This is a genomic window from Acinetobacter sp. L-24 (assembly GCF_056857555.1).
On the sequence record NZ_JBSXNI010000043.1, the window covers coordinates 169310 to 194916 of the forward strand.

22 protein-coding genes and 1 pseudogene are annotated in these 25607 nt (G+C 43.1%); 6 read left to right on the plus strand and 17 right to left on the minus strand.

The genetic code is table 11. The features are described 5' to 3' along the window. Positions 1 to 583 precede the first annotated feature (583 nt). Positions 584 to 1465, plus strand: a complete 882-nt coding sequence (otsB, locus tag AC13CK_RS11115; protein ID WP_425879640.1) for a trehalose-phosphatase — start codon at positions 584 to 586, stop codon at positions 1463 to 1465. Further along, positions 1422 to 2855, plus strand: a complete 1434-nt coding sequence (locus AC13CK_RS11120) for a trehalose-6-phosphate synthase (protein ID WP_425879638.1) — start codon at positions 1422 to 1424, stop codon at positions 2853 to 2855. The genes otsB and AC13CK_RS11120 overlap by 44 nt, the downstream gene beginning before the upstream one ends. A gap of 27 nt (positions 2856 to 2882) precedes the next feature. Here the strand turns inward: AC13CK_RS11120 and AC13CK_RS11125 are convergent, their stop codons facing one another. From AC13CK_RS11125 to katE, 7 genes are all read right to left on the minus strand, one after another. Next, the gene (locus tag AC13CK_RS11125) at positions 2883 to 4127 is read right to left on the minus strand and encodes an MFS transporter (protein ID WP_155861838.1); all 1245 of its coding nucleotides are present in this window, start codon (positions 4125 to 4127) and stop codon (positions 2883 to 2885) included. A gap of 205 nt (positions 4128 to 4332) precedes the next feature. Further along, entirely contained in the window at positions 4333 to 5046 is a 714-nt protein-coding gene (locus AC13CK_RS11130; protein ID WP_184413582.1) for a glycosyltransferase family 2 protein, read from the minus strand. Then, positions 5043 to 5657, minus strand: coding sequence for a class I SAM-dependent DNA methyltransferase (locus AC13CK_RS11135; protein ID WP_425879635.1), 615 nt, complete (start codon positions 5655 to 5657; stop codon positions 5043 to 5045). Before AC13CK_RS11135 ends, AC13CK_RS11130 begins: the two co-directional genes overlap by 4 nt. Beyond that, a complete protein-coding gene (locus tag AC13CK_RS11140) occupies positions 5647 to 6432 on the minus strand; it encodes a PIG-L deacetylase family protein (RefSeq protein WP_425879633.1) in 786 nt (261 codons plus the stop codon). The genes AC13CK_RS11135 and AC13CK_RS11140 overlap by 11 nt, the downstream gene beginning before the upstream one ends. Then, positions 6420 to 7403: a hypothetical protein gene (locus AC13CK_RS11145; RefSeq protein WP_005247036.1), complete on the minus strand. Its 984-nt coding sequence runs from the start codon at positions 7401 to 7403 to the stop codon at positions 6420 to 6422. Before AC13CK_RS11145 ends, AC13CK_RS11140 begins: the two co-directional genes overlap by 13 nt. Positions 7404 to 7455: 52 nt before the next feature. Beyond that, positions 7456 to 7665: a hypothetical protein gene (locus AC13CK_RS11150; protein ID WP_004730408.1), complete on the minus strand. Its 210-nt coding sequence runs from the start codon at positions 7663 to 7665 to the stop codon at positions 7456 to 7458. A gap of 69 nt (positions 7666 to 7734) precedes the next feature. Continuing rightward, the gene (katE, locus tag AC13CK_RS11155) at positions 7735 to 9858 is read right to left on the minus strand and encodes a catalase HPII (RefSeq protein ID WP_425879631.1); all 2124 of its coding nucleotides are present in this window, start codon (positions 9856 to 9858) and stop codon (positions 7735 to 7737) included. A 759-nt stretch (positions 9859 to 10617) separates the two neighbouring features. Here katE and AC13CK_RS11160 point away from each other — a divergent pair. Further along, positions 10618 to 11115 carry a Dps family protein gene (locus tag AC13CK_RS11160; RefSeq protein WP_180037591.1) on the plus strand — a complete coding sequence of 166 codons (498 nt, stop codon included), beginning with the start codon at positions 10618 to 10620 and terminating at the stop codon, positions 11113 to 11115. A 332-nt stretch (positions 11116 to 11447) separates the two neighbouring features. Here AC13CK_RS11160 and AC13CK_RS11165 read toward each other — a convergent pair whose 3' ends face one another. The 6 genes from AC13CK_RS11165 to AC13CK_RS11190 all read right to left on the minus strand — a co-directional run bounded on the left by AC13CK_RS11165 (position 11448) and on the right by AC13CK_RS11190 (position 17824). After that, a complete protein-coding gene (locus AC13CK_RS11165) occupies positions 11448 to 12164 on the minus strand; it encodes an ABC transporter ATP-binding protein (protein WP_482831200.1) in 717 nt (238 codons plus the stop codon). Next, positions 12157 to 13380 (minus strand): ABC transporter permease, encoded by a 1224-nt coding sequence (locus tag AC13CK_RS11170; RefSeq protein ID WP_004646197.1) that lies wholly within the window; start codon positions 13378 to 13380, stop codon positions 12157 to 12159. Before AC13CK_RS11170 ends, AC13CK_RS11165 begins: the two co-directional genes overlap by 8 nt. After that, positions 13377 to 14600, minus strand: a complete 1224-nt coding sequence (locus AC13CK_RS11175) for an efflux RND transporter periplasmic adaptor subunit (protein ID WP_425879626.1) — start codon at positions 14598 to 14600, stop codon at positions 13377 to 13379. The genes AC13CK_RS11170 and AC13CK_RS11175 overlap by 4 nt, the downstream gene beginning before the upstream one ends. A 341-nt stretch (positions 14601 to 14941) precedes the next feature. Further along, positions 14942 to 16465, minus strand: a complete 1524-nt coding sequence (locus AC13CK_RS11180) for a M81 family metallopeptidase (protein WP_425879624.1) — start codon at positions 16463 to 16465, stop codon at positions 14942 to 14944. Positions 16466 to 16495: 30 nt separating this feature from the next. Continuing rightward, entirely contained in the window at positions 16496 to 16849 is a 354-nt protein-coding gene (locus AC13CK_RS11185) for an MFS transporter (RefSeq protein ID WP_253174447.1), read from the minus strand. A 9-nt stretch (positions 16850 to 16858) separates the two neighbouring features. Then, positions 16859 to 17824: an MFS transporter gene (locus AC13CK_RS11190; protein WP_425879621.1), complete on the minus strand. Its 966-nt coding sequence runs from the start codon at positions 17822 to 17824 to the stop codon at positions 16859 to 16861. Positions 17825 to 17942: 118 nt separating this feature from the next. Between AC13CK_RS11190 and AC13CK_RS11195 the strand changes: the two genes are divergently transcribed. From AC13CK_RS11195 to AC13CK_RS11205, 3 genes are all read left to right on the plus strand, one after another. Then, a complete protein-coding gene (locus AC13CK_RS11195) occupies positions 17943 to 18482 on the plus strand; it encodes a LysR family transcriptional regulator (RefSeq protein ID WP_425879619.1) in 540 nt (179 codons plus the stop codon). After that, positions 18476 to 18880, plus strand: a complete 405-nt coding sequence (locus AC13CK_RS11200; protein WP_482831225.1) for a LysR substrate-binding domain-containing protein — start codon at positions 18476 to 18478, stop codon at positions 18878 to 18880. The genes AC13CK_RS11195 and AC13CK_RS11200 overlap by 7 nt, the downstream gene beginning before the upstream one ends. Positions 18881 to 19220: 340 nt before the next feature. Then, positions 19221 to 19952, plus strand: a complete 732-nt coding sequence (locus AC13CK_RS11205) for a Fic family protein (protein WP_144724339.1) — start codon at positions 19221 to 19223, stop codon at positions 19950 to 19952. An 83-nt stretch (positions 19953 to 20035) separates the two neighbouring features. Here the strand turns inward: AC13CK_RS11205 and AC13CK_RS11210 are convergent. The 4 genes and pseudogenes from AC13CK_RS11210 to AC13CK_RS11225 form a co-directional block, all read right to left on the minus strand. Continuing rightward, a pseudogene (locus tag AC13CK_RS11210) lies at positions 20036 to 20245 on the minus strand (IS5/IS1182 family transposase); the annotation flags it as partial. 391 nt (positions 20246 to 20636) lie between these two features. After that, the gene (locus tag AC13CK_RS11215) at positions 20637 to 22277 is read right to left on the minus strand and encodes a long-chain fatty acid--CoA ligase (RefSeq protein WP_282362376.1); all 1641 of its coding nucleotides are present in this window, start codon (positions 22275 to 22277) and stop codon (positions 20637 to 20639) included. Positions 22278 to 22427: 150 nt separating this feature from the next. Next, on the minus strand, positions 22428 to 23507 hold the full coding sequence (locus tag AC13CK_RS11220) for an outer membrane protein transport protein (RefSeq protein WP_482831202.1): 1080 nt from the start codon (positions 23505 to 23507) through the stop codon (positions 22428 to 22430). A gap of 128 nt (positions 23508 to 23635) precedes the next feature. After that, on the minus strand, positions 23636 to 25600 hold the full coding sequence (locus AC13CK_RS11225; RefSeq protein WP_282362085.1) for an alkyl/aryl-sulfatase: 1965 nt from the start codon (positions 25598 to 25600) through the stop codon (positions 23636 to 23638). Positions 25601 to 25607 lie beyond the last annotated feature (7 nt).

Consider the following 25607-nt stretch of genomic DNA (forward strand, 5'->3'; position numbering starts at 1 on the left):
ATTGTATAGCTCTGCAATTGGTCCCAAGAAAATTTGATAATACGAAATTTCCCTCTAGCCAATATTAGTATTTTTTCTTTTAAGACAGCTTAGCTAATTTTAAAAATTATTAATTTTCATAAACTTAAGTTAAATATTTTAATTATATATACCTGATTTATAAATTTATTTAGATTATTCTATTTAAAAAGATCTCAAAATTACATCTCCCCATATATTTAAAAAATAAAATACAAATTAATAATAAATACTATATTCTGAAAAATTAATTACAAAATACACATTCAAAAATAAAGATTAAATAATAAATCTTATTATGTAAAATCCTGAAAAACAATCAATCCAAGAAAATCTTAAAATATAAAATCCTCATAATTTATTTTTAAAATTTATTAACAATACTGGATTTCTACCAAAATATTTCTAAATCTTACAAAGTAACTGTACTTGTTAAAAGTGTTTCGTTTCTGCACTTAAAGCCAGTCTGTTAAATGAAATATGTTATAAATTTAATCAAAGCAATGACCATTCAGGTAATTCTAACTTTTAAATCAATTTAACTTCAGAGGCTTAGGTAGTATTTATGTCGACTCTAAAAGAAGATCAAGACCTAGAAGATTCACTTGCTACATCTTCTTATATATTACCTCAAGTGATTTTAAATCAGCTCAAACCTATCATTTATTCTCACAAACTTGTTTTATTTCTTGATATTGATGGAACCATTTCTGAATTCCACCCAGATCCAGCAAAAAGTATAATTAAGAGCGGAACCTTAAATACCTTAAAAGAGTTACAACAATATATTCAGCTAATATTAGTGACCGGTCGCTCAATTGCACAAGCCCAAAAAATTATTTATCCATTTGACTGGAATATTGCCGGTTCTCACGGTCTGGAATTAAGCTATCAATCGCGTTTAAGCAAGTTAATTGATTTAAATCCTGAACAGTTTGAATTATTAAAAAATTATATTACAGAACATAGTAATAATATTCCTCAGACTCGAATAGAAATTAAAGACTATTCAGTCGCCCTGCATTTTCGTGAACATCCCTATTTAGAGCATCAAGTGCATGCATTTGCCTTGAATTGTCTTACTCATTTTCAGGATTTTGAACTTAAGGCTGGAAAGTTTGTATTTGAACTGGTGCCCAAAGGTGCAAATAAAGGTTCAGCCATCCAACAAATCATTCAGCAATATCACTTAAGTGATCATTACCCCATTTTTATCGGAGATGACCTGACCGACGAAGCCGGTTTTCAAGTCATCAACACATTCAAAGGCTGCTCTATCAAAGTCGGTACAGGCAACACCGTGGCACAACATCGCCTCGAAAACGTGACTCAAGTACAGGCTTTTCTAGCGGAATTCTTAGAAATATTGAAAGCACAACAACAATTATTATTGGAGAAATTACATGTCGAAACTCATAGTGTTATCAAATCGTGTAAATCTACCTAAGTCAGACAATACACAGGCAGGTGGATTAGCGGTGGCATTGCAGGATGCTTTGCAGGATATAGGCGGTATCTGGGTTGGCTGGAATGGATCCCGAGTTGACCAGATGAAAGAGCAGAAGTTTCAAATCCTGAAGCATCAAAATGTTGAATATCACACGAGTCCATTGACTGAATCCCAATATCAAGGTTTTTATTGTGGTTTTGCCAACAATGCATTATGGCCACTGATGCACGATCAGCATCAACTTGTAGATTATCAGCCGCAGGATTTTAAGATCTATCAGGATGTCAATTTACGCTTTGCCAAGCACCTGAAACAGGTAGCATCTCCACATGATATTATCTGGATCCATGATTATCATTTTTTAAGCGTGGCGCATTATTGCCGTAAACTGGGCATGCGTAACCGTATTGGCTTTTTCCTGCATATTCCCTTTCCTGAACTAAGGCTCTGGCAGACTTTAGCCGCCCATCGCGATCTGGCACATCATTTGGCCAACTACGATGTACTGGGTTTACAGACCTCTCGCGATCAGGAAAACTGTTTAAATTTCCTTGAACAAACCTTAAAAGTGCAGCATCGTCACAATGAAATCCTGAATTATCAATCTCGAAAGATTCATGTGAAATGCTATCCGATTGGTGTGCATCCTGTGCAACTACAGAATCAGGCCTCAGATAGTCATCTGGAAAAGCTTCCCTTTGATCTGGAGACAGTGCAGCCTTATAAAACCATCATTTCAGTTGACCGGATTGATTATAGTAAAGGCTTATTGGAGAAAATCGGATCGTTGCAGAGCTTGCTGGAAGATCAACCGGAGTTTAAAAATCAATTCCAGCAATTACAAATTGCCTGCCCATGCCGACTGGATGTAAAAACCTATAAGAACCTGTATACGCAATTTAAATCTGCCGTGCATGAACTCAATAGCCAGCATGGCACAGCGGACTGGTTACCTTTCGATTGCAGCTATGATACTTTGGGCCATGAGGCATTGATGCAACTATATCGTAAGGCAGATATTTGCTGGGTAAATTCGATCCGGGATGGTATGAATCTGGTCGCCAAGGAATATATTGCTGCACAGGATCCTTTAGATCCGGGTGTCTTGATTCTATCTAAATATGCCGGTGCTGCTGAACAAATGAAAGAAGCCTTACTGGTCGATCCTTATGAGCATGACAGTATGGCTAAAGCTTTGAAGAAGGCGCTGCGCATGTCTAAATCAGAACGTTTAGAGCGCTATCGTTATTTAAGCCAAGGCTTGAAAAATTTCGATATTATTCGCTGGCGTGATCAGTTTATTACTGACCTGAAAAACTCACAAAGCTTGCGGATCTATCGTCCGGTGGCTGCAGGAGTTTCAAACCAGTTCAGTATGCATGCCTAAATTTTTAAGTAAAAAAAAACACCAGCATTAAGCTGGTGTTTCGTTTTGAAGAGGAGCCACAATCTCTTCGCTTTGTTGTACTTCGCTTGGGTCTGCAGTGAGATGATTCAAAATCACAATACTCAATAGACCAATCGCAATGACGCTAAATACTAAGCTCAATCCGATGATTTCACTGCCGAAGCCGACCAATGCTGGCCCAATCAACGAACCTGTATAAGCAAATACCGATACATAAGACAATGCCACATGTGAAGCCAAAGTTTTCTGACGTCCTGCACGGGAAAACATCAGCGGTACAATGTTGGCACTACCTAAACCTAAAATCGCATAGCCGACCAACACCACTTGCCAGACTGGCGCAAAGACTACGGTTAATAAACCGGTTGCAGCCAAGAGTGCGCTTAACAGAATCGTATTTTTTTCACCAAACTGCTGAATAATCAGGTGTCCACTAAAACGCCCCAGTACCATCAAACCAGCAAAGAAACTATAAGCCAGACCGGTTTGCGCCGCAGGCAGGCTGAACTCAGTAGCAAGATAAATACCACTCCAGTCCATAGCTGCACCTTCCGAAAGGAAAGCCACAAAACAGATCAGACCAATACCTAAAATTGCCCAGGTCGGTGCTGCTTTTTTCGCAGGTTGTTCTGATGATGTTTCTTCTACCGCCGTTTTTGGCTCAGCGCCCAAGCTCAAAGGAACAGCAAATAAGGCAATAAGCAGCAAAATCACACTGACAATCACCGCACCAGTTAAAGGCGCCAAGCCAAAACCCATTAACATGGTCATGCCCAGTACGCCTGCCAGACCACCTAAACTACACACCCCATGAAAACCCGACATTAAACTTTTACCGAGTTTTTTCTCAATCTGTGCAGCCTGAATATTGACAGTCACGCCCAAAGCCCCGGCACTGGCACCAAAGAAAAACAGGCTGATGGCCATCATTAAATGATTCGGACTATAAGCCAGAGCAGGCAGAATGAACAAAAATGCACTGAGAATTACGGCTAAAACAGTACGGCAACCTAAGGCATTGGCCAGTCGGCCGGCCAGTGGCATCGCCAACATTGAACCAATCCCGGCACACAGCAATAACAGGCCAAAATCAGCATGATTTAATAACAGGCGCTGCTGTGCATATGGAATTAAGGGTGCCCAAGCCGCAGTACTAAAGCCCAAGCTAAAGAAGCATAACGCAGTCGCTATTTTCTGCCATAGATATGGTGATGGAGACTGAATTCGAGAAAGCAGTGTTTGATTGAACATTGTATTACCAAAAAAGAAGGCTCAGGCATCCATTACCGATCATCCATAGAAAAACCCCACAGACTTATAGCTAGAATGTATAAGTTTGCGGGGCTGAATTTGCGTGAATTATAAACAGAATAAATTTAAATGGAATAGTTTTTAGACACTAATTTTAAGATTTTTTACAAGTATCTGATTGTATAAAATTTATAGTTTTATGCTTTTATTTGCATAGGCTGATCGGTTTTTTCGCGGCCTGCTTAAGCTCAAGTTTTTGTAGAAAATGTGCAAAACCTGCAGCAATTTTTGAGCTAAGACGACTGCTAGTGGTGACTCTCAGCTGATTCGACCAGACAATCTGCGCGTCAGCTTTTTCTAAACGACGGATGAAATCGACATCTTCATGACAGTCCAGTTGCTGAAACCCATTGACCTGTATATAAGCCGAAGCTTTAAAACACAGGTTTGCGCCATGAACATGCCGATGTCCCATGCTGTCCTGATAATGTCGGAGATAAGCCTGACGGGTTTTCCGGCTTAAATGATCCCATTGATCCAGCTCGACCACACCACAAATCGCATCGGTGGGTTGATGCTGTAACATCATCTGAAACCAGTCACACTGTACGAATGAATCGGCATCGGTACAGCAAATCCAGTCACAGCCCTGCTCGATCATCTGCTGAATCCCCAAATGGCGTGCCTTGCCCACATTCCGGAAGTCGCAACTGATGGCTGGAATACCCATTTGCTGAACTTTAAGTGCGGTGCTATCGGTACAATGGTCCAGAACCACAAGAATCTGGATTTCAGGAAGATTTTCTATTGTTTTAAAATATTGAAAAAAATAAGTTTGTGCTGATTTTAAGGCTAACAGACAGCGTTCAATATAGGCTTCTTCATTACAGGCCGGAATCACCACACCGATTTTTTTCATCTTAAGCCCTCCTGCTCTGCTACGGATTGCGCTGAATTCAGCCAGAGATCTATCAAAAAATCGGAATCCTGCAAACTTAAACGATGGGAATAGTTTAAATGCGCTTTGAGATACTGATGGACATCTTCACCATTTAGGCTAAATCCCGAGATTGGCGCGCGCCAATGACAACTCAAGATACATCCGCCCGGTTCCAGTGCAGTATGCAACCATGTCAGCACCTGTTGCAGAGCAATCGGGTTCAGATAATATAAAATCTCACTGACGACAATGAGCTGAAATTTCTGTTTGGGCAAGTCATCTGGCACGACACGCTGTAACACCTGCACATGTGAATAATCTTGTAAACGCTGCTGCGCTAACTGGATCGCAGTATCATTGGCATCCAGACACATTAAGCTATTTGTCCGCTGTGCCAGTTCCTGACTGAAGATGCCGTTACTGCAACCAATTTCAATCGCAGAGTCAAATTGCAAGCTCGGCAAGACCGCCAGACAAATCTGCCGTTTGCGCTGTTCATACCAACGCTGTTCATATTGCCAGGGATCTCCCTGATTCAGTGCATATAACGCATCGAAATATTCCTGATCATAGGCTGCTTTACTGTTCATACAGATACACCTCCCAGGGCTGTAAAATACGTTGCAATGCCTGCTCTGGCAGAATCGGTGATTGTTCAATAGTAGGGTCAAGCTCGATCTGGCTCTTAAAACACCGCGCAGCTCGAGACTTATATTGTAATTCTTCCTCAGTTAATTTGAGTTGATGAGCGACGGTCCAGGGAATTCTGGTATCTCCAGGTGTTGCCCAATGCCATGCCCAAATCAAGACCTGAATACAGGGCAAATGAAGTTCAGTGGCCAGCTGCTGTGTGACCTGCCCCGTAATTTCATGATCTGGATGTCCATCATGAACAAATGTGCTAATTAACACATCATTCGGTTGCAGATAAGATTGCAGATGCTGTTGCAACACATCCCGCTGTTCGGCCACCTTGCCATCTTGAATATCTAAAGCGATCCGCAAGATATTCTGTTTTAAAGGTAACTCTTCTAAAGCTGCTCGCGTTTCAGCAGGACGAATCTGGTTCAACTCTTCGGGAGTATACAGACTAGAGCCGGGATGACTGGCTGTCCCATTGGTAACGGCAAAAAGTATGATCTGATAGCCAAGTTTGTCCAGACGCTGAATCAGGCCTCCACAGCCCAAAATTTCATCATCAGGATGAGGGGCAATGATGCAGACTCTGGCATCTAGAGGAATAACCTTAGGAATATCAAATTCCGGCATCTGTTGCAGGATCTGACAGGAACGCCATTCTTCAAGTCTTGTGCCTTCACCATGGATGACACGATCCCCTACAATCTCATGTCTTATAACGTCCATAATTGTTCCTCCTGTGCAGTCAGCTCGCCAATCCGCTCCAAGTCAAATGCAGCATGACTTTGACGAATAAATACCGGAAGATCTGCTGCAAGCCGAGCGAAATGCGGATGCTCACAATACGGCCCAGCACCAAGTGCCTTACCTACATGAGTTAGTACATTTAAGGCAGTCGCTTCCACCTGAGCACGTAGGCTACGAATCTTTAACTCATGTGCGTGTTGCGGTTGCTGATCAATCAATGCAGCAACTTGATAAAATAAGGACTGTGTCGCTAAAAGCTCCCGACTAATTTCACCGAGATACATGGCCTTATAGGCATGCGGTTTTAACAATACTGCCTGTCTTAAATATTCAGCCAAACGCACGGTTGCGCCATACCAGCACGCGGCCACACCTGCGGCGCCATGCCAGAATCCGGGCCGATCCAGATAGGCATTTGGAGCTGCGACTTTTTCCACCTCAACATGATCCAGTTCCAGCCGGGCAGTCAAGGTATGCTGCATGCCCACTGCCTGCCAGGCATCCTGATGATGCTGAATGCCTTCTTGCGACAAATCTAGAATCAGTAATTGTGAATATTGCTGCTCATCACGGTGAGTCAGCAGACCGTGTTGCACCCAGACCGATGCAGAACACCAAGGCTTAATTCCGCTTAGCTTTCCTGCTTGCAATGTTAAAGGTTTGGGGCCACCTTCTGCTGCCCATACTGCCCATAAGCCTTTTTGTTCTACCGGAATATTCAGTTCATGCAGAATAGCTAAAGCATCTAAATGCGATTCATAGAGTTTACCCAGACTCAGATTGCTGGCTGAAACCTGGCTGAGTATCTGCCAGCGTTTTAAGGTCGCTCCGGAAGCGGGATAAGGCACCTGTTCGGAAATCGCCACCAGTTCCATTAAAGTGTGCTGAATTTTTTCTTGTAGCTCCAGAGGAGAATTTTCAAATCTTTGTAATATTGAACCGAGGTTCATGCATGCGGTTCCTCATAAAATACGGATAATGTTGTTGTGTTTTTAAAGTCAGTTAATGAGAAAGCTTGCGCATTTGTTTTAAACGTGTGGTCAGCCCTAGTACCTTACGCCGTGCATTAATCTCTTCTTCATTGAAACAGAGTTGCTGCATTAGTTCAGCTAAAGGCAAATGATTATGTTCAATGAGATAAATGTCCTGTTCTCTGCTCCATTTGGCTTGCTGTGCTTGTGCTAACAACTTTTTGACGTCCGGTCTCACCATCTCTTCATCCATTTTGAAACCATGAGGATAGAAGCCGGAGCCTCTATCCTCTAACATAAATTGGATCGTTTAGGCAGGAATTGCTTCCGCAATCGCTTCACGCGCCCAGACACGATGGTTCAGGATCAAAGTCTTGAAGCTATCTTGTACTGCTTCAAACTGTCCGTTTGCCAGAGTTCCTTCATCGCTAACCAAGCGCAGATCCTCAATCAGCTTGCCTTTATCGCCCAGGAACACAATCGGTTTTAAATGCTTGTAGGCTTCCAGCAGATAATGAGTCGCCACACCGTCTTTCATTACCACATCGTAATTATCACCGTCAGCAATCACCACGGCATCATAGGCAATGGATGGTTCTGCTTTTTGCATACCATCGGAAGGAATCACCTCGCCTTGCTGACCCAGTACCGGGCCCGGTTTTGGGGTCAGTACATCGACCACAGCCCCTTCTGATTCTGCCCAAGCTTGAACAGCTTTGATACTGGCCTCATTGGCCTTGTCGTGCACCAATAGCGCAATTTTGCGTGCCTTAATATCTTCAGGTTTAAATGCCTCAAAAGATAAACGTGGTGAAACCTGCACCTCTGGCAATTTTGCCGCCTTTTTCTCTGCCGGAATTTCAATACCCAATTGGTCAGCAACCTGCTGTGCCAAGTCCAGATCGATATTGCAGAGCACTTCAAGTACTTCACGTTCACGAATATATTTGCGCTCCACCTTGCTCAGCTCGAAGACATAGGCATCGACAATATGCTTTTGCTCATGCGGCGTCTGGCTGCGATAGAAAAGACGAGGCTGACTAAAGTGATCACTGAATGATTCGCTACGCTGACGGATCTTGTGTCCATCAATACGTTCCTGATAGCTTTCAAAACCACCGCCTTGTGCTGCTGGCGGGGTTTCAGCCGGCCAGTTATTGTCAATCGAGTTCGGCTCATAACTGGCTTGACCAGTATGTACAATACGCTGATGTAAACCATCACGCTGGTTATTGTGGAATGGACAAACCGGCTTGTTGATTGGAATCTGGTGGAAATTTGGACCACCTAAACGGCTAAGCTGGGTATCGGTATAGGAAAACAGACGTGCTTGTAATAATGGATCATTGGTAAAATCCAGTCCTGGCACAATATGTCCCGGACAGAATGCTACCTGCTCGGTTTCACCGAAGAAATAATCAACATTACGGTTCAGTACCATTCTGCCAATCGGTGTCACCGGCACCAGTTCTTCCGGAATAATTTTGGTCGGATCCAGCAAGTCGAAGTCGTACTTCATTTCATCTTCTTCTGGAACGACCTGTACACCCAGTTCCCATTCCGGATAGTTACCGGAGGCAATCGCTTCATATAAGTCACGACGATGGAAATCCGGATCTTTACCCGCCAGTTTTTGTGCTTCATCCCAGACCAGTTGGGCTAGACCCTGTTTTGGCGTCCAGTGGAATTTAACAAAAACCGCTTTATTCTCGGCATTGATAAAACGGAAAGTATGTACACCAAAGCCTTGAATGGCTCTTAAATTACGCGGAATACCCCGATCCGACATGGCCCACATCACCGCATGTGCAGATTCAGGCACTAAAGAAACAAAATCCCAGAAAGTATCATGTGCAGATGCACCGGTAGGAATCTCGGTCTGAGGTTCAGGCTTAACCGCATGTACAAAATCCGGGAACTTGATCCCATCCTGAATAAAGAATACCGGCGCATCATTTGCCACTAGATCAAAGTTACCTTCATCCGTATAAAACTTGGTCGCAAAACCACGAATATCACGTACCGTATCTGCTGAACCACGCGGGCCCTGTACGGTAGAAAAACGCACAAATACTGGCGTTTGCACATTGGTATTGGTCAGGAAGCCTGCCTTGGTCAGTTTTTCATTACCCGGATAAGCCTCAAAATAGCCATGTGCGCCGACACCACGGGCATGCACAATACGTTCTGGAATTCGCTCATGGTCAAAATGGGTAATTTTTTCCCGGAGAATAAAATCTTCGATCAAGGTCGCACCGCGAACGCCTGCCTTGAGACTGTTCTGGTTATCGGAAATTTTAACCCCTTGATTGGTAGTGAGTGCCTGTTCGGTCGCATCACTGCGATATGCGTCGAGCTGTTCACTTTTTTTATTGGTATTTTGTTTGTCTAAACCGTCTTTACCAGTCGCGGGGCTATTGGCCTTAATTTTCATGATGTATTCCTTGCTGAGCTTGAGTTTAGTTCAGATATTTTTGGTCTATCTCAAAGTCGCTTGAGCTTATATATTGCATGGCTTACCGAATCAAAATCATCCCGCAAGTCAATCTGCTACAGCCGATCCTGTATCAGCCTCACATTTCTTCTGAATATGCTGACTCGAAGCATTTTTGCTCTTCTGGGAATATTGTTATTGGTTTCGCCTGTGTCCTAACATAACTGCATTTGAGAAAGAGATTTATTATTGTTTGTAGTGCCTTGTTTAATTAAGGCAGCATTGTGTTATTTTTTATAAATTTCGGGTTTATTTATGATTTAAATTTTTATCTAAGTTATTTATTTAAAATAAAATATTAAAATTTCACAGAGATATTTCGAAATAAAGATTCAGTATGGTGATATGTGATCTTGCTCACAAATAAGCGTCATAACCCAAAACGATGTTTCAATCCTGAAATGATTAGGACTTTTTAGAAGTTCAATTTGCTATGAGAAATTAACGTGCTACCGCTGAAGTATAGTCAAAATTTGACAGATTTAAATAGTTACAATCTCGCGTCCTGCTTATACATAATGACTAAACTTCCTGCCTTTATATTGAACTAATATCTATAACTTATAACCACTTAAATCTCTTAGCCTGTTAGATCAAATACAAAGTCATAGAGATCATTTCATCTCTTGGCTCGGGCTTCAGATACATCCGACTTTATTTTAATACACAGTATCGCGTTAATTTTGAAGGAGTAAGAGCATGGCCTCTTCTAAAAAAGAATCTAAAGCAATGAAAATTGATATCGGGATTTCGCATGATGATCGCGCCAAAATTGTCGATGGTTTATCCAGACTTTTAGCAGACAGTTATACCCTGTATTTGATGACCCATAATTTCCACTGGAATGTCACCGGCCCCCAGTTCAACAGCCTGCACAACATGTTTATGACTCAATATACCGAGCAATGGAATGCGTTGGACATCATTGCTGAACGTATTCGTGCTCTAGGTTTTGCAGCACCCGGCACTTATAAACAGTTTGTAAAACTCACCTCCATTAAAGAAGTCGAAGGTGTACCTAAAGCTGAAGAAATGATACGTTTACTGGTAGATGCACATGAAACTGTGGCACGTACCGCCAGAAGTATTTTTTCGATCATTGAAGAAGCCAATGATCAGCCGACTGCTGACATTCTCACGCAAAGACTGGAAGTACACGAAAAAACTGCCTGGATGCTGAGAAGTAATCTGGAATAATAAAACCGGATCAAATCTTTGAGAGCAGGCTACCCACAGGATGAAGCGGAAACTTGCGGTAGTGCCATTAAAGTTCGGCTTCATCCTGACGCTTTGATTAGATATGATTTACCGGTGCTCAATGGTTAGATCAAGCTAAAAAACAGAATCATTAAAATTAAACCGTCAAAATTTAAGGATGTAGGCAATCGCCTACATCCTTTTTTAACAAACAGATTGTTTACAGATTATTTCAATCTCATATATGGCTATCATTTTTTGAAAGCTATAAATCTGAAATATCTTTTCGATCGCTTCAAAAAATTAGCCCTCCTGGCTCCTTACAGTACAGCTTAATCTTGAGGAGAATTGCTCGAATCAATTTCAATCCGGCCATCGACCAGATTGATGGTACGATCACAAGTAGCGGACAGGCGCGGATCATGCGTGACCAAAAGTACGGCGCAGTCGCGTTCACGATGCACTTTACGAAACAGTTCAAACATATCAGCCGCGGTCTGGGTATCCAGATTACCTGTCGGTTCATCGGCCAATAATAATGCCGGCTCAGTAATCAAGGCCCGGGCAATCGCCACCCGCTGCTGCTGCCCTCCAGATAATTCATTCGGTTTACGTTCAGCAAATTTTTCCAGCCCTACTGCCGTCAATAAATCACGTGCACGTTGCATTGCCTGCTGATTCGGTTTGCCATGCGCCATCATTAAAGGCATGAGAATATTATCCAGTGCACTAAAGGCCTGAATCAGATGGTGAAACTGAAATACAAACCCGATGCTGTTACCGCGAAGCGCTGTACGATCGGTGTCATCCATCGCACTGGTAGGTTGTCCCAACAAATACAGCTCGCCACTCGTTGGTTTATCTAGCAGTCCCAGAATATTTAATAAGGTACTTTTACCAGAACCGGAAGGGCCAATGAGTGCAGCAAAGTCGTTGCGATCAATGCGCAGGTCAATGCCATGCAAGACCTCCACTTCATTGGGCTGGCCAATATTATAAGATTTTCGCAGCGCTTCCAGACGCAGAACTTCCTGAGATTGCTCAGACATGACGAATCGCCTCCACCGGATCGAGTGCCGCGGCCCGACGTGATGGCACTGCTGCCGCCAGTACGCCTGTTAATGTGGCCAACAATAGTGCCAATATCACCAGTTCAATCGAAATTGGAATATAGAATAATCCCGGCCCAAAATTATTAAATACCCATACCAGACCATAACTGACTATGCTGCCCAGCACTGAACCGAGCAAGCCAAAGATTGCACCCTGAAACAGAAAAACTCTCAGGATTTGCGATTGGGTTGCACCCGTCGCCCGCAAAATACCAATTTCCCGGGTGCGCTGCACCACACTGACGGACATGACGCTGGCAATCCCGAAAGCCACCGAAATTGCGACAAAGACAATAATCATATTGGTGGACAGGCTTTGTGCAGTAATGGCATTCATCAGTTGGGCATTGGTTTCAATCCAGCTTTCGGCTTTTAATGAGGTCAGGCGTCCGACTTGTGCTGCAACCTGGTCTGCTTCAAAAATATTGGCAATGGTCAGATCAATGACTGTTACTCCGCCTGGCAGGCCGAGTAAGGACTGCGCCTGCTTGAGATCCAGATAAACATAACGCGCATCCAGTTCGCGCACGCCCAGCTCAAAGATACCGGCAATATTCACCAAGGCACTGTTCTGTTGGCCAGTATCGAGTCGCAACTTGCTGCCGACCTGAACACCGAGGTCTTTGGCCAATTGACTGCCAATCAGTACATCATCCGCGCCGACCCGCAACTGGCCACTGATTAAATATTCTTTTAATGGAATGATCTGCTGATAACGTTCTAAATTCATCCCGACCAAGGCCACTGATTCGATCGCATCACCACGTTGTACAAAAGCTGGCCCCGACACCACCGGCGAGACGGAGGTCAGTACAGGCAACTGGTCTAGTGTTTCGGTAATCTGTTGCCAATTGTTAATCGAACGCAGGCGCTGTGCCCGTTTGTCTTCCTGCAATAATTGCACTGTTCCGGCGGGAGGTGACACAATCCGGTTGACTTCATCCGGTGACAGCAGACGAATATGAGCCTGTGTACCTAAGGTTCGTTCAACAATATTGGCTTGCAGCCCCTGAATCAACGCAGTGATAAAGACGATCACCGCTACGCCCACGGCAACCCCGATGGTGATCATGATGGACTGCGCGCGACCCTCGCGCAAAAAACTGACCGCGATTTTCCATTCGATCCAGAGCCGCCCGAATAAATTTTTCAATCGAAGTTCACCGGTAATTCATTTTTACTATTGGCCATATCAGCAGAATTCTGTAATGAACTCTGGTGTGGTTTTAAGCGAACTCTGGTGCCATCCTCCAATGAAGATTCGGCATCTACCAACACCTGATCACCCTCGCTCAACCCGGATTTCACTTCTGACATGGCCAGGCCACGCAAGCCCAAAGTAATCTGCTGACGCTGTATTTTTCCATCACGTACCATTAAGACCACGGCTTTATCTCCCTTGATACTGCTTAAAGCATCATTCGGAATAGCCAGAGCCCGTGCTCGTTTGGCCGTCTCGACATTCACCGATACCGTCATGTCCTGACGCAGAAAATCTGGCACGGGATTGACAGTAAGTCTGACTTCTACCGTACCTCGCTGTGGGTCGATACTTGGTGCAATAAAGTTAATCCGGGCCGGGAAAGACTGATCCGGATAGGCATCGCTAATCACGGTAGCATTTTGCTGTAAGGCCAGTTGCGGTAAATTCCGCTCATCCAGGGGTACCCGGATTTCTGTGTTCCCCGTTAATGCAATGGTAAATAAAGTCTGTCCTGGCTGAACCAGATCACCCGGTTCGACATCGCGTGTCAGCACTGTACCGGCGACTGCAGCCCGAATCTTAGTTTTGGCCAGTTGAGCCTGTGCCACCGCCAGCTGTTCCCGAAGCAATGCTTCTTCGACTTGACCCGCAGCCAATGCTGTTGCTTTTACCCGGGCTGTCTCATAATTATTGCGCGCGACTCGTTCCGCTTCCACAGCCTGTTCGACTTCTTCCCTCGACAGGATGCCGGCTTCTGCATTACGTCTACGTGCTGCTTCTCGGCTGGCCTGCTCCAACTGGGCTTTGGCACTGGCCAGTTCTGCTGCAGCCTGTGGCCGTCGGCTGCTTGCCAATTCAGTCAATGCCAGCTCAGCCTGTCTGACTTGGGCCAGCAATTCATCCGACTTCAATACCACTAGCAGATCACCCGGTTTAACCTGATCGCCTTCCTGCACCAGACGTTGCAGAACCACAGCACTAATTTCACTGCCTACCTGGGCACGTGATACTGTCGCAACACGTCCGGTCGCAACAACATTTTGTACTAGCGGCATGGCACTCAGCGTATAACTGGGCACCACTGGCCCCTGCCACCAGCGAAATAGAGCAAACCCTACTGCCAGTAGCAATACGATAATGAGCAAAATTTTATAGCGGGCAGCGCGCAATGAAAATCTCCGGTTGATTCGTCTAATTTAAAATAAGAAAGTCAAAACTGTATTTATTTTTTCCCCTAAGGTTTAATTTACAACAAGTTTCTAATTGGAATTATAGGTATTTTATTGAGTTTGAAAAGAATGTTGAGTTCCTGTCCACTTTTATGAGCTAGCTTAAGTCGGTGTCAGTGAATTTAATCAATAACAGATCCAGACACGGGATCAGGTAACAGAAAATTGTATTAAATTTCTCTTGAGTTCAAGGAATGGGAGCTTTCATTAAAAAACAGGCTAGATCATGATAGAGCTCGCCTGTTCAATCGCTTGGGTGTTAATTGGATATTAGTTAAATGTTAGACCGTACGACGCAATGGCTGATCACGTTGCGCCAGACTTTTGCCCATCGGCACGAGTCGTCTATCAGGATCAATCTTTTGCCAAGGCAGATCATTCGGGTCTGCTTTCATGGCACCAGGCGCTTTCGCGACCAAAATGGCAGCAGCCATGTCCTGAAAATCTGCACGAAAATGTACCGAGCTTTTCACCACGATGATCGATTTATCTTGAGGCACAACACCAAAAATTCTAAACATATTACGATCGAGCAACTGGGCTTTGTAGGAACTGACTGCAATTTCAATACCATCTATTTCCAGTAATACACTCGGGCCGATATCCGCCTCGACGCCATGCATCATGGGCCCGCCATAGCTGAATTTCCCATCGCTATAGGCTTTGATTTTAAATTCAGCGCTAAATAGAGCATCCCCCGCAATACCTGATGTTCCACCCAGTTTCGCATAAAAATACTGACCAAGTTCAAGCTGATAGGCTTGCCGTACTACCACGGGATCTACGATGAGGCCAATCAGTGCATTTTTAACCTGATGCCGATGTAGCGCCGATAGCATCCCGGTCGTATTCGAATCACCACCGGCTCCCGGATTATCCTGAGTATCTGCAATCACCACGGGTCTGGTCGAATGATGCTGTTGATAAAGTTGAAGTGCCTGCAGCACGGCATGATCTGGTGATAAGAAATCTATATTCCAATGCGCTTCTTGTTGCAGCACATGGGCGATATAGCCTTGCATAGCCTGATCTAACTGCATAACGTTTTCACTATAGCCCCAGATACAACCGCCACATTCGGCAAAATCTGCTGCCGGAAAACCCGGCGTGAAATTCATCTGGACAGAATTATTTTGCTCTAGCTGTTCAAGTAAACTCATACAAGACTGGGTAGGTTCCAGCTCGGTACATTGTGCATTCAGCGCAATCAAAAACGGCAGCTTATACATTTTCTTGTGCAGCTTTTTACCCCGGAATATTTGATCCAGCAGTTGGGCACAGCGTTGTCCGGTTTGAGCCATATCTACATGCGGATAGGTCCGATAGCAAATCAGCACATCACTATGGGCAAACATCGCTTGCGTGACATTGGCATGGAAATCCAGACTGGCAATTACCGGAATATCCGGCCCAACTGCTTCACGAACCCGTCTTAACAATTCGCCTTCACCATCATCCACCTGTTCACTGACCATAGCACCATGCAGATCCAGATACACCGCATCTGCCGGATGCTGCTGGATGCTTGCAATAATTTCATCACAGATCCGCTGGTAAGTGTCCTGCTCTACATGCGCTGAAGGTGAAGTGCCCGCCCAGATCACCGGTAAAAGTTGATACCCGAATTGTTCCGCTTGTTGAATAAAACCACCAATCGGAATGTTCTGTTCCCGAAACTTCAGGATATCTGCGCCGCGGCTAAGCGGCGGAAATCCCCCACCCTGGACAAAATCGGCGTAGCTTGCTTTGGTCGGGGCAAAGGTATTGGTTTCATGTTGAAAGCTCGCAATGATGATTTTCTTCATATCCTGAATCCTTCCTATGCTACGTATTGATTATTTATCGACAATTAAGGCAGCGCGTGTTACTTGCTCGGGAACAACTTGCTTTTTCAGTCTGAAGGCATAAATCAGGAAAGCGCCACCGAGCATCATGATCACAGCAATCGTGAACCAGCCTGCCAGCATGGAACCGGTCATTGACTGTGCCATGCCCATAATATTTGGACTGACAAAACCACCGAGTAATCCGATATTGTTAATCAGGGCAATTCCGCCTGCTGCCGCACTACCGCTTAAGTATTTCGATGGAATTGACCAGAAAATGGTATAGGCACTAAACATAAAGGCCGTTGCGGTACAGATCGCAATAAAGGACAGCAGGAAATTCGCACTGATCACCGACAACATCAAGCTGACTCAGGCCAATACCGTCGGCACTACACAATGCCATTTCCGTTCCTGCCATTTGTCCGAGCTGCGGGCAAAAATGATCATGAAAATTGCACCGCATAAATATGGAATCGCCACCAGCCAACCAATCATCTGCAAATTTTGGATACCGCCCGACTTCAGTAAAGATGGTAGCCAGAAGCCAATCGCATAGATCCCACAGATAATGGTGAAGTAGGCCAAGGCCATGAAATAAATCCAGGGATCCTTTAATACCGCTTTAAAATTACTATGACCAGTGGCAGACTGATGTTGGGAAATTTCTTTCACCAATAAGGCTTTGTCCTCTTGAGACAGCCATTTTGCTTGTGAAGGATGATCGGTTAAATAAAAGTACGCTACGCAACCCAATAGCACGGTTGGCACAGCTTCTAATAAAAATAACCATTGCCAGCCAGAAAGATTATAAATCTGATGGAAAGTACTCATAATTTGCGTCGATAACGGCGCACCTAACATGCCAGCGAGCGGCCCAGCCAGCATAACAATCGCCATCACACGTGCCATGCGTGCACCGGAATACCAATAGGTCAGATAGAAAATCATGCCCGGGGCAAAACCGGCTTCGAATACACCCAACAAAAAGCGCAAGATATAAAACATTTGTGGGGTGGTGACAAACAGCATCGACATGGAGGTCAGGCCCCACAAAATCATGATACGGGTAATGGTTTTTCTGGCGCCGACTTTTTCAAAATACAGGTTGGTCGGCACTTCAAACAGCACATAACCTAAAAAGAATATGCCGGCTGCCATGCCATAAATTGCATCGTTAAAGCCCAGCTCCTGTTGCATTTGCAACTTGGCAAATCCGATATTGATCCGGTCCAGATAAGCAAAGAAATAACACAGCAATAAAAATGGCAGTAGCCGCCAGCTTACTTTCTTGTAAATCTGGTCTAACCGTTGTTGACGGGAGGTCATTAAATCCATCTAAAACTCCTTTTTATCTAGATCTTCTTATTGTTCAAAATCCATGTAAGCATGCTCCTGACTTGATAACAATGTAATTTATTCGGCATACTGATGCTTTTAAGGCATCAGAGTTTTTATGGACAGAAACTTGCAATTCCTTGCGCCACTGAACGGAATCAATGAAAAGCGTTTGCGTTATTTCTATACGGTGATGATGTTCGGTTCGATGCGCAAAGCGGCAGATATCCTGAATATTAAACAGTCCGCCATGAGCCGACAAATTCAACTCTTTGAATCTGAACTAAAAATAAACCTGTTCAAACGTAAGGGGCGGCATATTATTCCGACTGAAGCCGCCTATCTGGTACTTGAGTATTTTAAGGAAAATAAGAATCGTGAAAATGAATTATTTGACAGTTTATTTCAGCTGCAATCTTCTCAACTTGGCAAAGTGAACATTGTTTCAAGTGAAAGTTATATGCAACACATGATTTATGATGTACTTCGACATGTGCACCATAAATATCCAAATCTTGAAATCCAGTTAGAATTAATGAGTGCCCAGCATGTAGTACGACATATCGTGGACAGCCTAGCGCATATTGGACTTGCGTATAACCCCCATTTCATACAGACATCAGCACCATTGCCCATAAAACAGAACCTTTTATTCTAGCTGTTCCTGCCGATCATCCTCTTGCCAAGCTCAAGCATCGCATTTGCCTATCTGAAATTTCAGCCTATAAATTTGCCTTAATGCCTGTGGGGCATGGTTTTCGTCAGCTACTCGACAGTGAAATGGTGCGCTTACAAGTGAACCTGAATATTAGCCTGACCACCAATTCTATTTATGCCTTAAAAAATTATGTGGTGGCTGGACATGGGATTTCCGCCATGCGCTATGCAGATATCGCAGATGCAGTTAAAGAAGGTCAGGCCGTTGCCTTAACTATTGATTCCGAACTGTGCAACACGGCTCAAACCCAATTGATGGTACGTAAAAATACCCATTTGTCAGAGTCGAAGCATTTATTGATTGAGCGTATTCGCTCTAGTTTTGATTTGATTTTTTAAATCGCTTATAAAATTTAGGCAATAAAAAAGCCAATTAAATAAGCGGCTGATTTATAAAAAGAATTTTGGTGGAGGTGGGGTCAATTGAACTCAAAACCTAACTCACTAATTTTAAAACCATTTTATTGAATAAAAAAATTCATTGACCCAATTTTGACCCACGTCAGATTTAGTGTATTGAATCACTTATAAATCTTGTTCAAATACTAATTCAGGATTTGAAATGGTGTACTGATTTTAACATCCTTATAACCCAATAAAAATATTATGTTATAACATTGCTTTTTTATATTTATTTTTTTCATGTATCATTCAATAGTACAATATCAGAGATAAGGTTATGTTTGAAAATATTGATGCTTTAAAGAAAAAATTAGATCAGCATCGTCCCCTATCACCAGCAATAGTAAAAAATTTACAAGAAGACCTTATTGTACGATGGACTTATCATTCCAATGCTATTGAAGGAAATACGCTTACTCTTTTAGAAACTAAAGTCGTATTAGAAGGTATAACTGTCGGTGGGAAGGCATTAAGAGAACACTTCGAGGCAATTAACCATAGAAATGCCATTTATTACGTTGAAGATATTATTAGAAAAGAAGAGCCTTTTTCTGAATGGCAAATTCGTAATATCCATCAACTCATTCTAAAAAATATTGATGATGACAATGCAGGACGTTATCGTCAACAAAACGTATTGATTTCAGGTGCTACGACTACCCCACCCGACTATACACTGTTGAATGATAAAATGGCTCAGCTAGTTGATTGGTACAAATCAGAAGCACATAAGCTTCATCCAATTGAACGTGCGGCCAAAGTACATGCTGATTTTGTGGGTATTCATCCGTTCATTGATGGCAATGGACGCACATCACGTCTTTTGATGAATCTTGAATTATTAAAAGCTGGCTATCCGCCTTGTGTGATTACAGTTGAAAATCGATTGGCTTACTATGAAGCTTTGGATCAGTGGATGGCTTATGGAAAAACTGAACCATTTATCAACCTCGTTTCCGAAGCTGTACTAGAAGGATTTAAACCATATCAAGTTGTTTTAGGGATATAGAGCTTGTACTGTAGCTATCCAGCCATTAAATGGCTTTGTTGCACAAAAATTTAACACATAGAAATCCCCTAAGCGACTCAAATTTAAGTGGTAACTTGGGTGTGAGGTCGGCCTAACTCTGTGAATTTATTTAATACTGCTACACGTGCATGCATCTCATTGACTTGGCTTCGAAAGTTTCTCGAACTGAGTTTATCCCCCAATAATTTGATGCAATGCATCTTAGTTTCGACCAAACTTCGGCGATGATAGCCTGACCATTTTTTCCATAGTGTCCTGCCTAAACGTTTAAGTTAAAGCCATGAAAAGCTGTTTGAAATGCAATTTGGTAGCCTAATACACCACTACCTGCTATTGTTATATTCTTAAAATTCATTATATTATCCCTAATCAAACTAATACCATAATTCTTCAAGTTTGAACTACATTAATGTTCTTGAAGACTAGATTTGCAGAGGCCAATAATCCCATTCCACCTTATAAGGTAATTTAAAAGTGACATATTAACCACACTTATTGTGTAGTTGATTATGTTAATTTACTTGACTTTCAGAGCCTTTTTTAGCTTTTAGAGACAGTGCTACATATCTTGATTTTAAACATACCAATAATTTGTGTACTAAGTTTTAGGGATAGGCTTATTTAGCAATAAATATATCGCTAAATAAGCTCTTACAAACTGCTCTAGGCGATAGAATCATCCCCCAATAGAACCTTTCCATATTTCTCACGTAGGTCTTTTTTGACCATTTTTCCAGTACCACTAATAGGAATTGTATCCACAAAGATCACTTTGTCTGGAATTTGCCATTTCGCGATTTTATCTTGATAAAAATCAATTAATTCATCTTCAGTGACTTGGCTTTCTGCACTCTTTTTCACAATCAGAATTGGACGCTCATCCCATTTTGGATGGATTGCCGCAATCGCTGCCGCCATAGCAACGCCTGAATATTCTAAGGCAATATTTTCAAGCTCTGCCGATGAAATCCACTCACCACCTGACTTAATCAGATCTTTAGCGCGGTCACTTAAGCTTAAATAACCATCTTCATCAATCGAGGCAATATCCCCTGTATCGAACCAGCCATCTGCAGTTAATGCTTTAGTGTCTTTATTATAATAACTTTCAACAATCCAATGACCTTGAATTTGAAGATGCCCCGTGGTGCGTCCATCATCCGCCAAACGCTGCGTACCATTTTCTTCATCAGTAATCCGGATGGATACCCCAAAAGGTGGACGACCTTGTGATAAGCGGACTTTTAACTGTTCTTCTTCAGACAAAGCTGCATGTTTGCCTTTTAACTGGTTAATCGTACCAAGTGGACTGGTTTCGGTCATGCCCCATGCGTGAATGGTGTCACAAGCATAACGCTCTTTAAACTCAGCCATAATTGAAGGTGGGCAAGATGATCCACCCACAATCGTGCGAGTTAAGCTCTTGAGCTCTGTACCTGAAGAGCGTGCATACGTCAAAAGCCCTTGCCAAATGGTCGGCACACCTAATGCCATGCTCACTTGGTATTGATCAATCAATTCGACCAAACTCTTACCATCCAAATCTGGACCTGGCAAGACCAAACTGCTTCCGATCATCGCCGCTGCATACGGAATGCTCCAAGCATTAACGTGGAACATTGGAACAACGGGAAGAACCACTTCTTTTGAAGACAGGTTAATGGTGTCTGGAAAGCAAGTGGCAAAGCTATGTAACACGGATGAACGATGTGAATAAAGCACGCCTTTCGGATTACCCGTTGTGCCTGAGGTGTAGCACAATGAGCTGGCGGTGTTTTCATCCAATTGCGGCCATTCAAACTCAGCGGTTTGAGCGGCAATTAAATCATCATAGAATTTTACATTTGGCAAAATTGCTTGAATCACAGGGTCGGCTTCACTCATACAGACAAAATGCTGTACGTTGGGAATACTTGGCTGAATAGATGCAATTAAGGCTGCAAATGTTTTATCAAACATCACGACTTTGTCATCCGCATCATTAATGATAAAGGTCAGTTGCTCAGGAAATAGCCGTGGATTGATGGTATGACATACCATGCCCGAACCAGAAATTGCATACCATGTTTCAACATGACGATGGTTATTCCATGCCAAAGTCGCCACGCGTTCACTCGGCTGAATATTGAGTGCCTTTAACGCATTTGCATATTTTTTTGCATTATTAGAGATTTCCAACCATGTGGTTTCAGTCACACTGCCATCCACATTTTTAGAGAAAATTTGCGTATCAGCATGATATTGCGCGGCGTGTTCAATCAAACTGCTAATGAGCAGTGGTTTAAACATCATATTTCCCAGCATGTAAAACTCCTTGATACATGTAAGATTGAAACTAAAAGTTAGGAATTACTTCATCTGATAGGCAAGCTTTGCACCGAAGACATAGCCCGTATTGTCTTGGAAGTCACCCACAATACGTCCATCCGAGACTTTACCTTTAGCGTCGCCAAACTAAAGAAAACGACCACCTAGACCTAAGGTCAAATGTTCATTGATGTTATATTTTGCGCCTAAACCCAAACCCCAATAACCCTCAACTGGTCCCAAAGTAGTCACAGGATTGCCTGCGCCCGAATCCCATAGTCCAGAGACTGAAAGAGCAAGGTTTGGCAACACTCTTTTACCAATACCCAGTTCAACTGCAGTTTGATCCTTAGAATAATCCACCAGTGGTAAACCCTGATTTTTCTTTAAAGCGGCTGTCGTTGCAGCATTTAACATCGGTGGGCGGTACTCAAAGTCATCCCATGGTACATAACGCATCTTGGCAAACAATACCGTGGTCTTATTCAAACCAGTTTGCATATTTAAATTGATCGATTCCGGCGTTGTCACGGAACCTTTATTGGCATGCGAGTAATCCCCAAAAACCAAATCTGCTAGTGGTACATCTTCATGAATTGTTGTTTTATGTTCAATTTCAGAGCGATATGTTAGTGATGCTAAAACCCCTAACTCAGGTTTTGCATAACTCATTCCTGCAACCCAACCCCAAGCTAAATCTTCTGAAAAATGGTTGTTATATCCACTTGAAGCACGATATGCTGGTCCGCGTAAATGCACATCTGCTTGTAATTCTTGCAAGGCTGGACCTGCATAAACCATCACGTTCTTATTTAACTTATATCCCAATAATGTGGTGATATTTCGTGACTTTACCGAGACTCTAGTTCGAGCGTCCTCCCCAGTTCGGCTTGGATCAACAAAATTATTATCCCCTTCAAATCCAGCTTTGGCGCCAAAAGGTTCATCGTATAGCACAGCTAATCGTGTATTCGGCGTTAAGTTGGTTTTCACTGCATAATTTAATGTTTGATAATTTTCAGCCATATCAGAAATGGTATTACCACTGCTATCCCGTCCAGTAACATCAGGTGAGATATGGACAAACCCAATTTCAGCATAAGTTCCTGCTTCAAATAATGCATCAATTTGCTGAGATGAGCGCTCTAAGCCAGCAGCATGTGCACCTGAAGCAGCACCAATTGTCATCATTAGCGTTGTCATTAATTTGGCATTTTTGTTCGACATTTTTTTAATCTTCCATGTTTTACAGATAGCCGCTCTCTATACCGGCTGTAATAAGACGATATAAAAAGCGGACAATTTTTTATTCGAATCAGCACACTCCTGTATGCCAATTCATGCAATCTGAGACCTTAAGGTGTCGCAATATTGAACCAATATTCAAAGTTATCCAGCATGCCAAAGAACTGCGGAATTAACTTCAAGTCCCCTTGATGCTGGATTTTGCCTTGTGCCATCAAGTTCTCAAAAGAAGCGGTTTTCATCAATAGCTGATCAAAATCACTGCGATTTAAGGTTACCGTTAAATCAGCATCTGCGGCTTGCGTGTCACTCATCACATTTAAATGTGAGTTTTTCAGTTCTAAGGCAATTTTTTCATTGCGGTCTGGCAGCACAAAGTTAATTTTAAATTGCTTGCCTTCGGCACGATCGGCATTTAAACGTACACCCATATAGTCAAATACCAGTTCAGTCCCCATGGCTTTAACCAAATCTGGACCAATTTTGGTACTTTGCACATTGGTTGGTAAACCATTGCGGAGTTCATAGGCTGCCGATAAATACGCATTGCGCCAACCTGCGGTTTCTGCCTGATAACCCAATTGCTCTAAAGTATCTGCTTGTAATAACTTGGCTTTTTGGTTATTCGGTTCTGCAAACACCAAATGGTTCAGTAACTCCGCCACCCAACGATATTCACCTTTATCAAACGCGGCTTGCGCTTTTTGCAGCAAGGCATCACTGCCACCTGCCAATTCCACATAATGCTTACCCGCAGCATCTGGACTCAGTTTATTGAGGTTGGCTGGATTGGCATCATAATAACCAATGTATTTATTCACCACACCACGTACATTGTGGCTGACTGAGCCATGATAGCCTCGGTTATACCATTCCTGATCCAAGGCTTTTGGCATCTTGAACTGGTTGTGAATTTCATTGATGGTCACACCACTATTCGCCAAATGCAGGCTTTGATCATGTAAATAGCCATACATGTCACGTTGCTTTTCCATATAGTCCACTATCGCTTTATTGCCAAAGCGTGGCCAGTGGTGTGCAGCCATCAACACATCGGCTTTTACCCCATATTCTTGTAAAGCCTTGTTGATGTTTTTACTCCATCCTGCTGCATCGCGAGCTTCTGCACCACGAATGGTATATAAGTTGTGCATACCAGCCACGGTATTTTCCGCCATCCATAAGGTTTTAAATTGCGGGAACCAAGTATTCATTTCCGATGGAGATTCTGTATTCGGGGTATTTTCAAATACCATTTCTACACCATCAATCTTTAAGGTTTCTTTGTCTTTTTCCACCACATAAGTTGGTGCAATAAGTCCGACATAGCCTGTAGGCACCTCTTTGCCCAATGCACCATCGACTACGCTACGCGCATTTTTCGGAATCAAAATACCGTATTGGTATGAACCACGACGCTGCATGGCATTACCCGCCAATACATTCTCTTTCACCACGTGTTCCATAAAGTCACGCGGTGCAATCACTTGTACCTCGCCTTTATCGACCTGTTCTTGGCTGATAATGCCTTTCACCCCACCAAAATGGTCCACATGGGCATGGCTATACACCACCGCTTTGATTGGTCGATTACCCAAATATTGGGTGACCAAGGCATGTGCAGCTTTTGCTGTTTCTGGTACGGTTAATGGATCAAACACGATCCAGCCCGTATCCCCTTGAATATAGGTGATATTGGTTAGGTCTAACCCACGTACTTGATAAATTCGGTCTGCCACTTTAAACAAACCATAATTTAGATTCAATTGCGCTTGACGCTGTAAACTTGGGTTAATTGAAGGGTTGAACTGATCTTTTTTTAAGAAGTCAAATTGAGCCAGATCCCAGATCACTTCGCCTTTATCATTCTTAATTTGCTTAGATTTCGGTTTGGCAATCAATCCTTTGGCTGCAAACTCAAAATCTTGACGATCATTAAACGGTAATTCCGACAAAACTGCATGGTTGTGTTGTTCGGTAAATTGGCTTGCAGGTTTGCTGCCAATTGACTCTGCATGCGCGATACTAAACAGCAATGCGCTTGAAATCATGCTCGCCAATACTTTTTTGATCATTATAAAA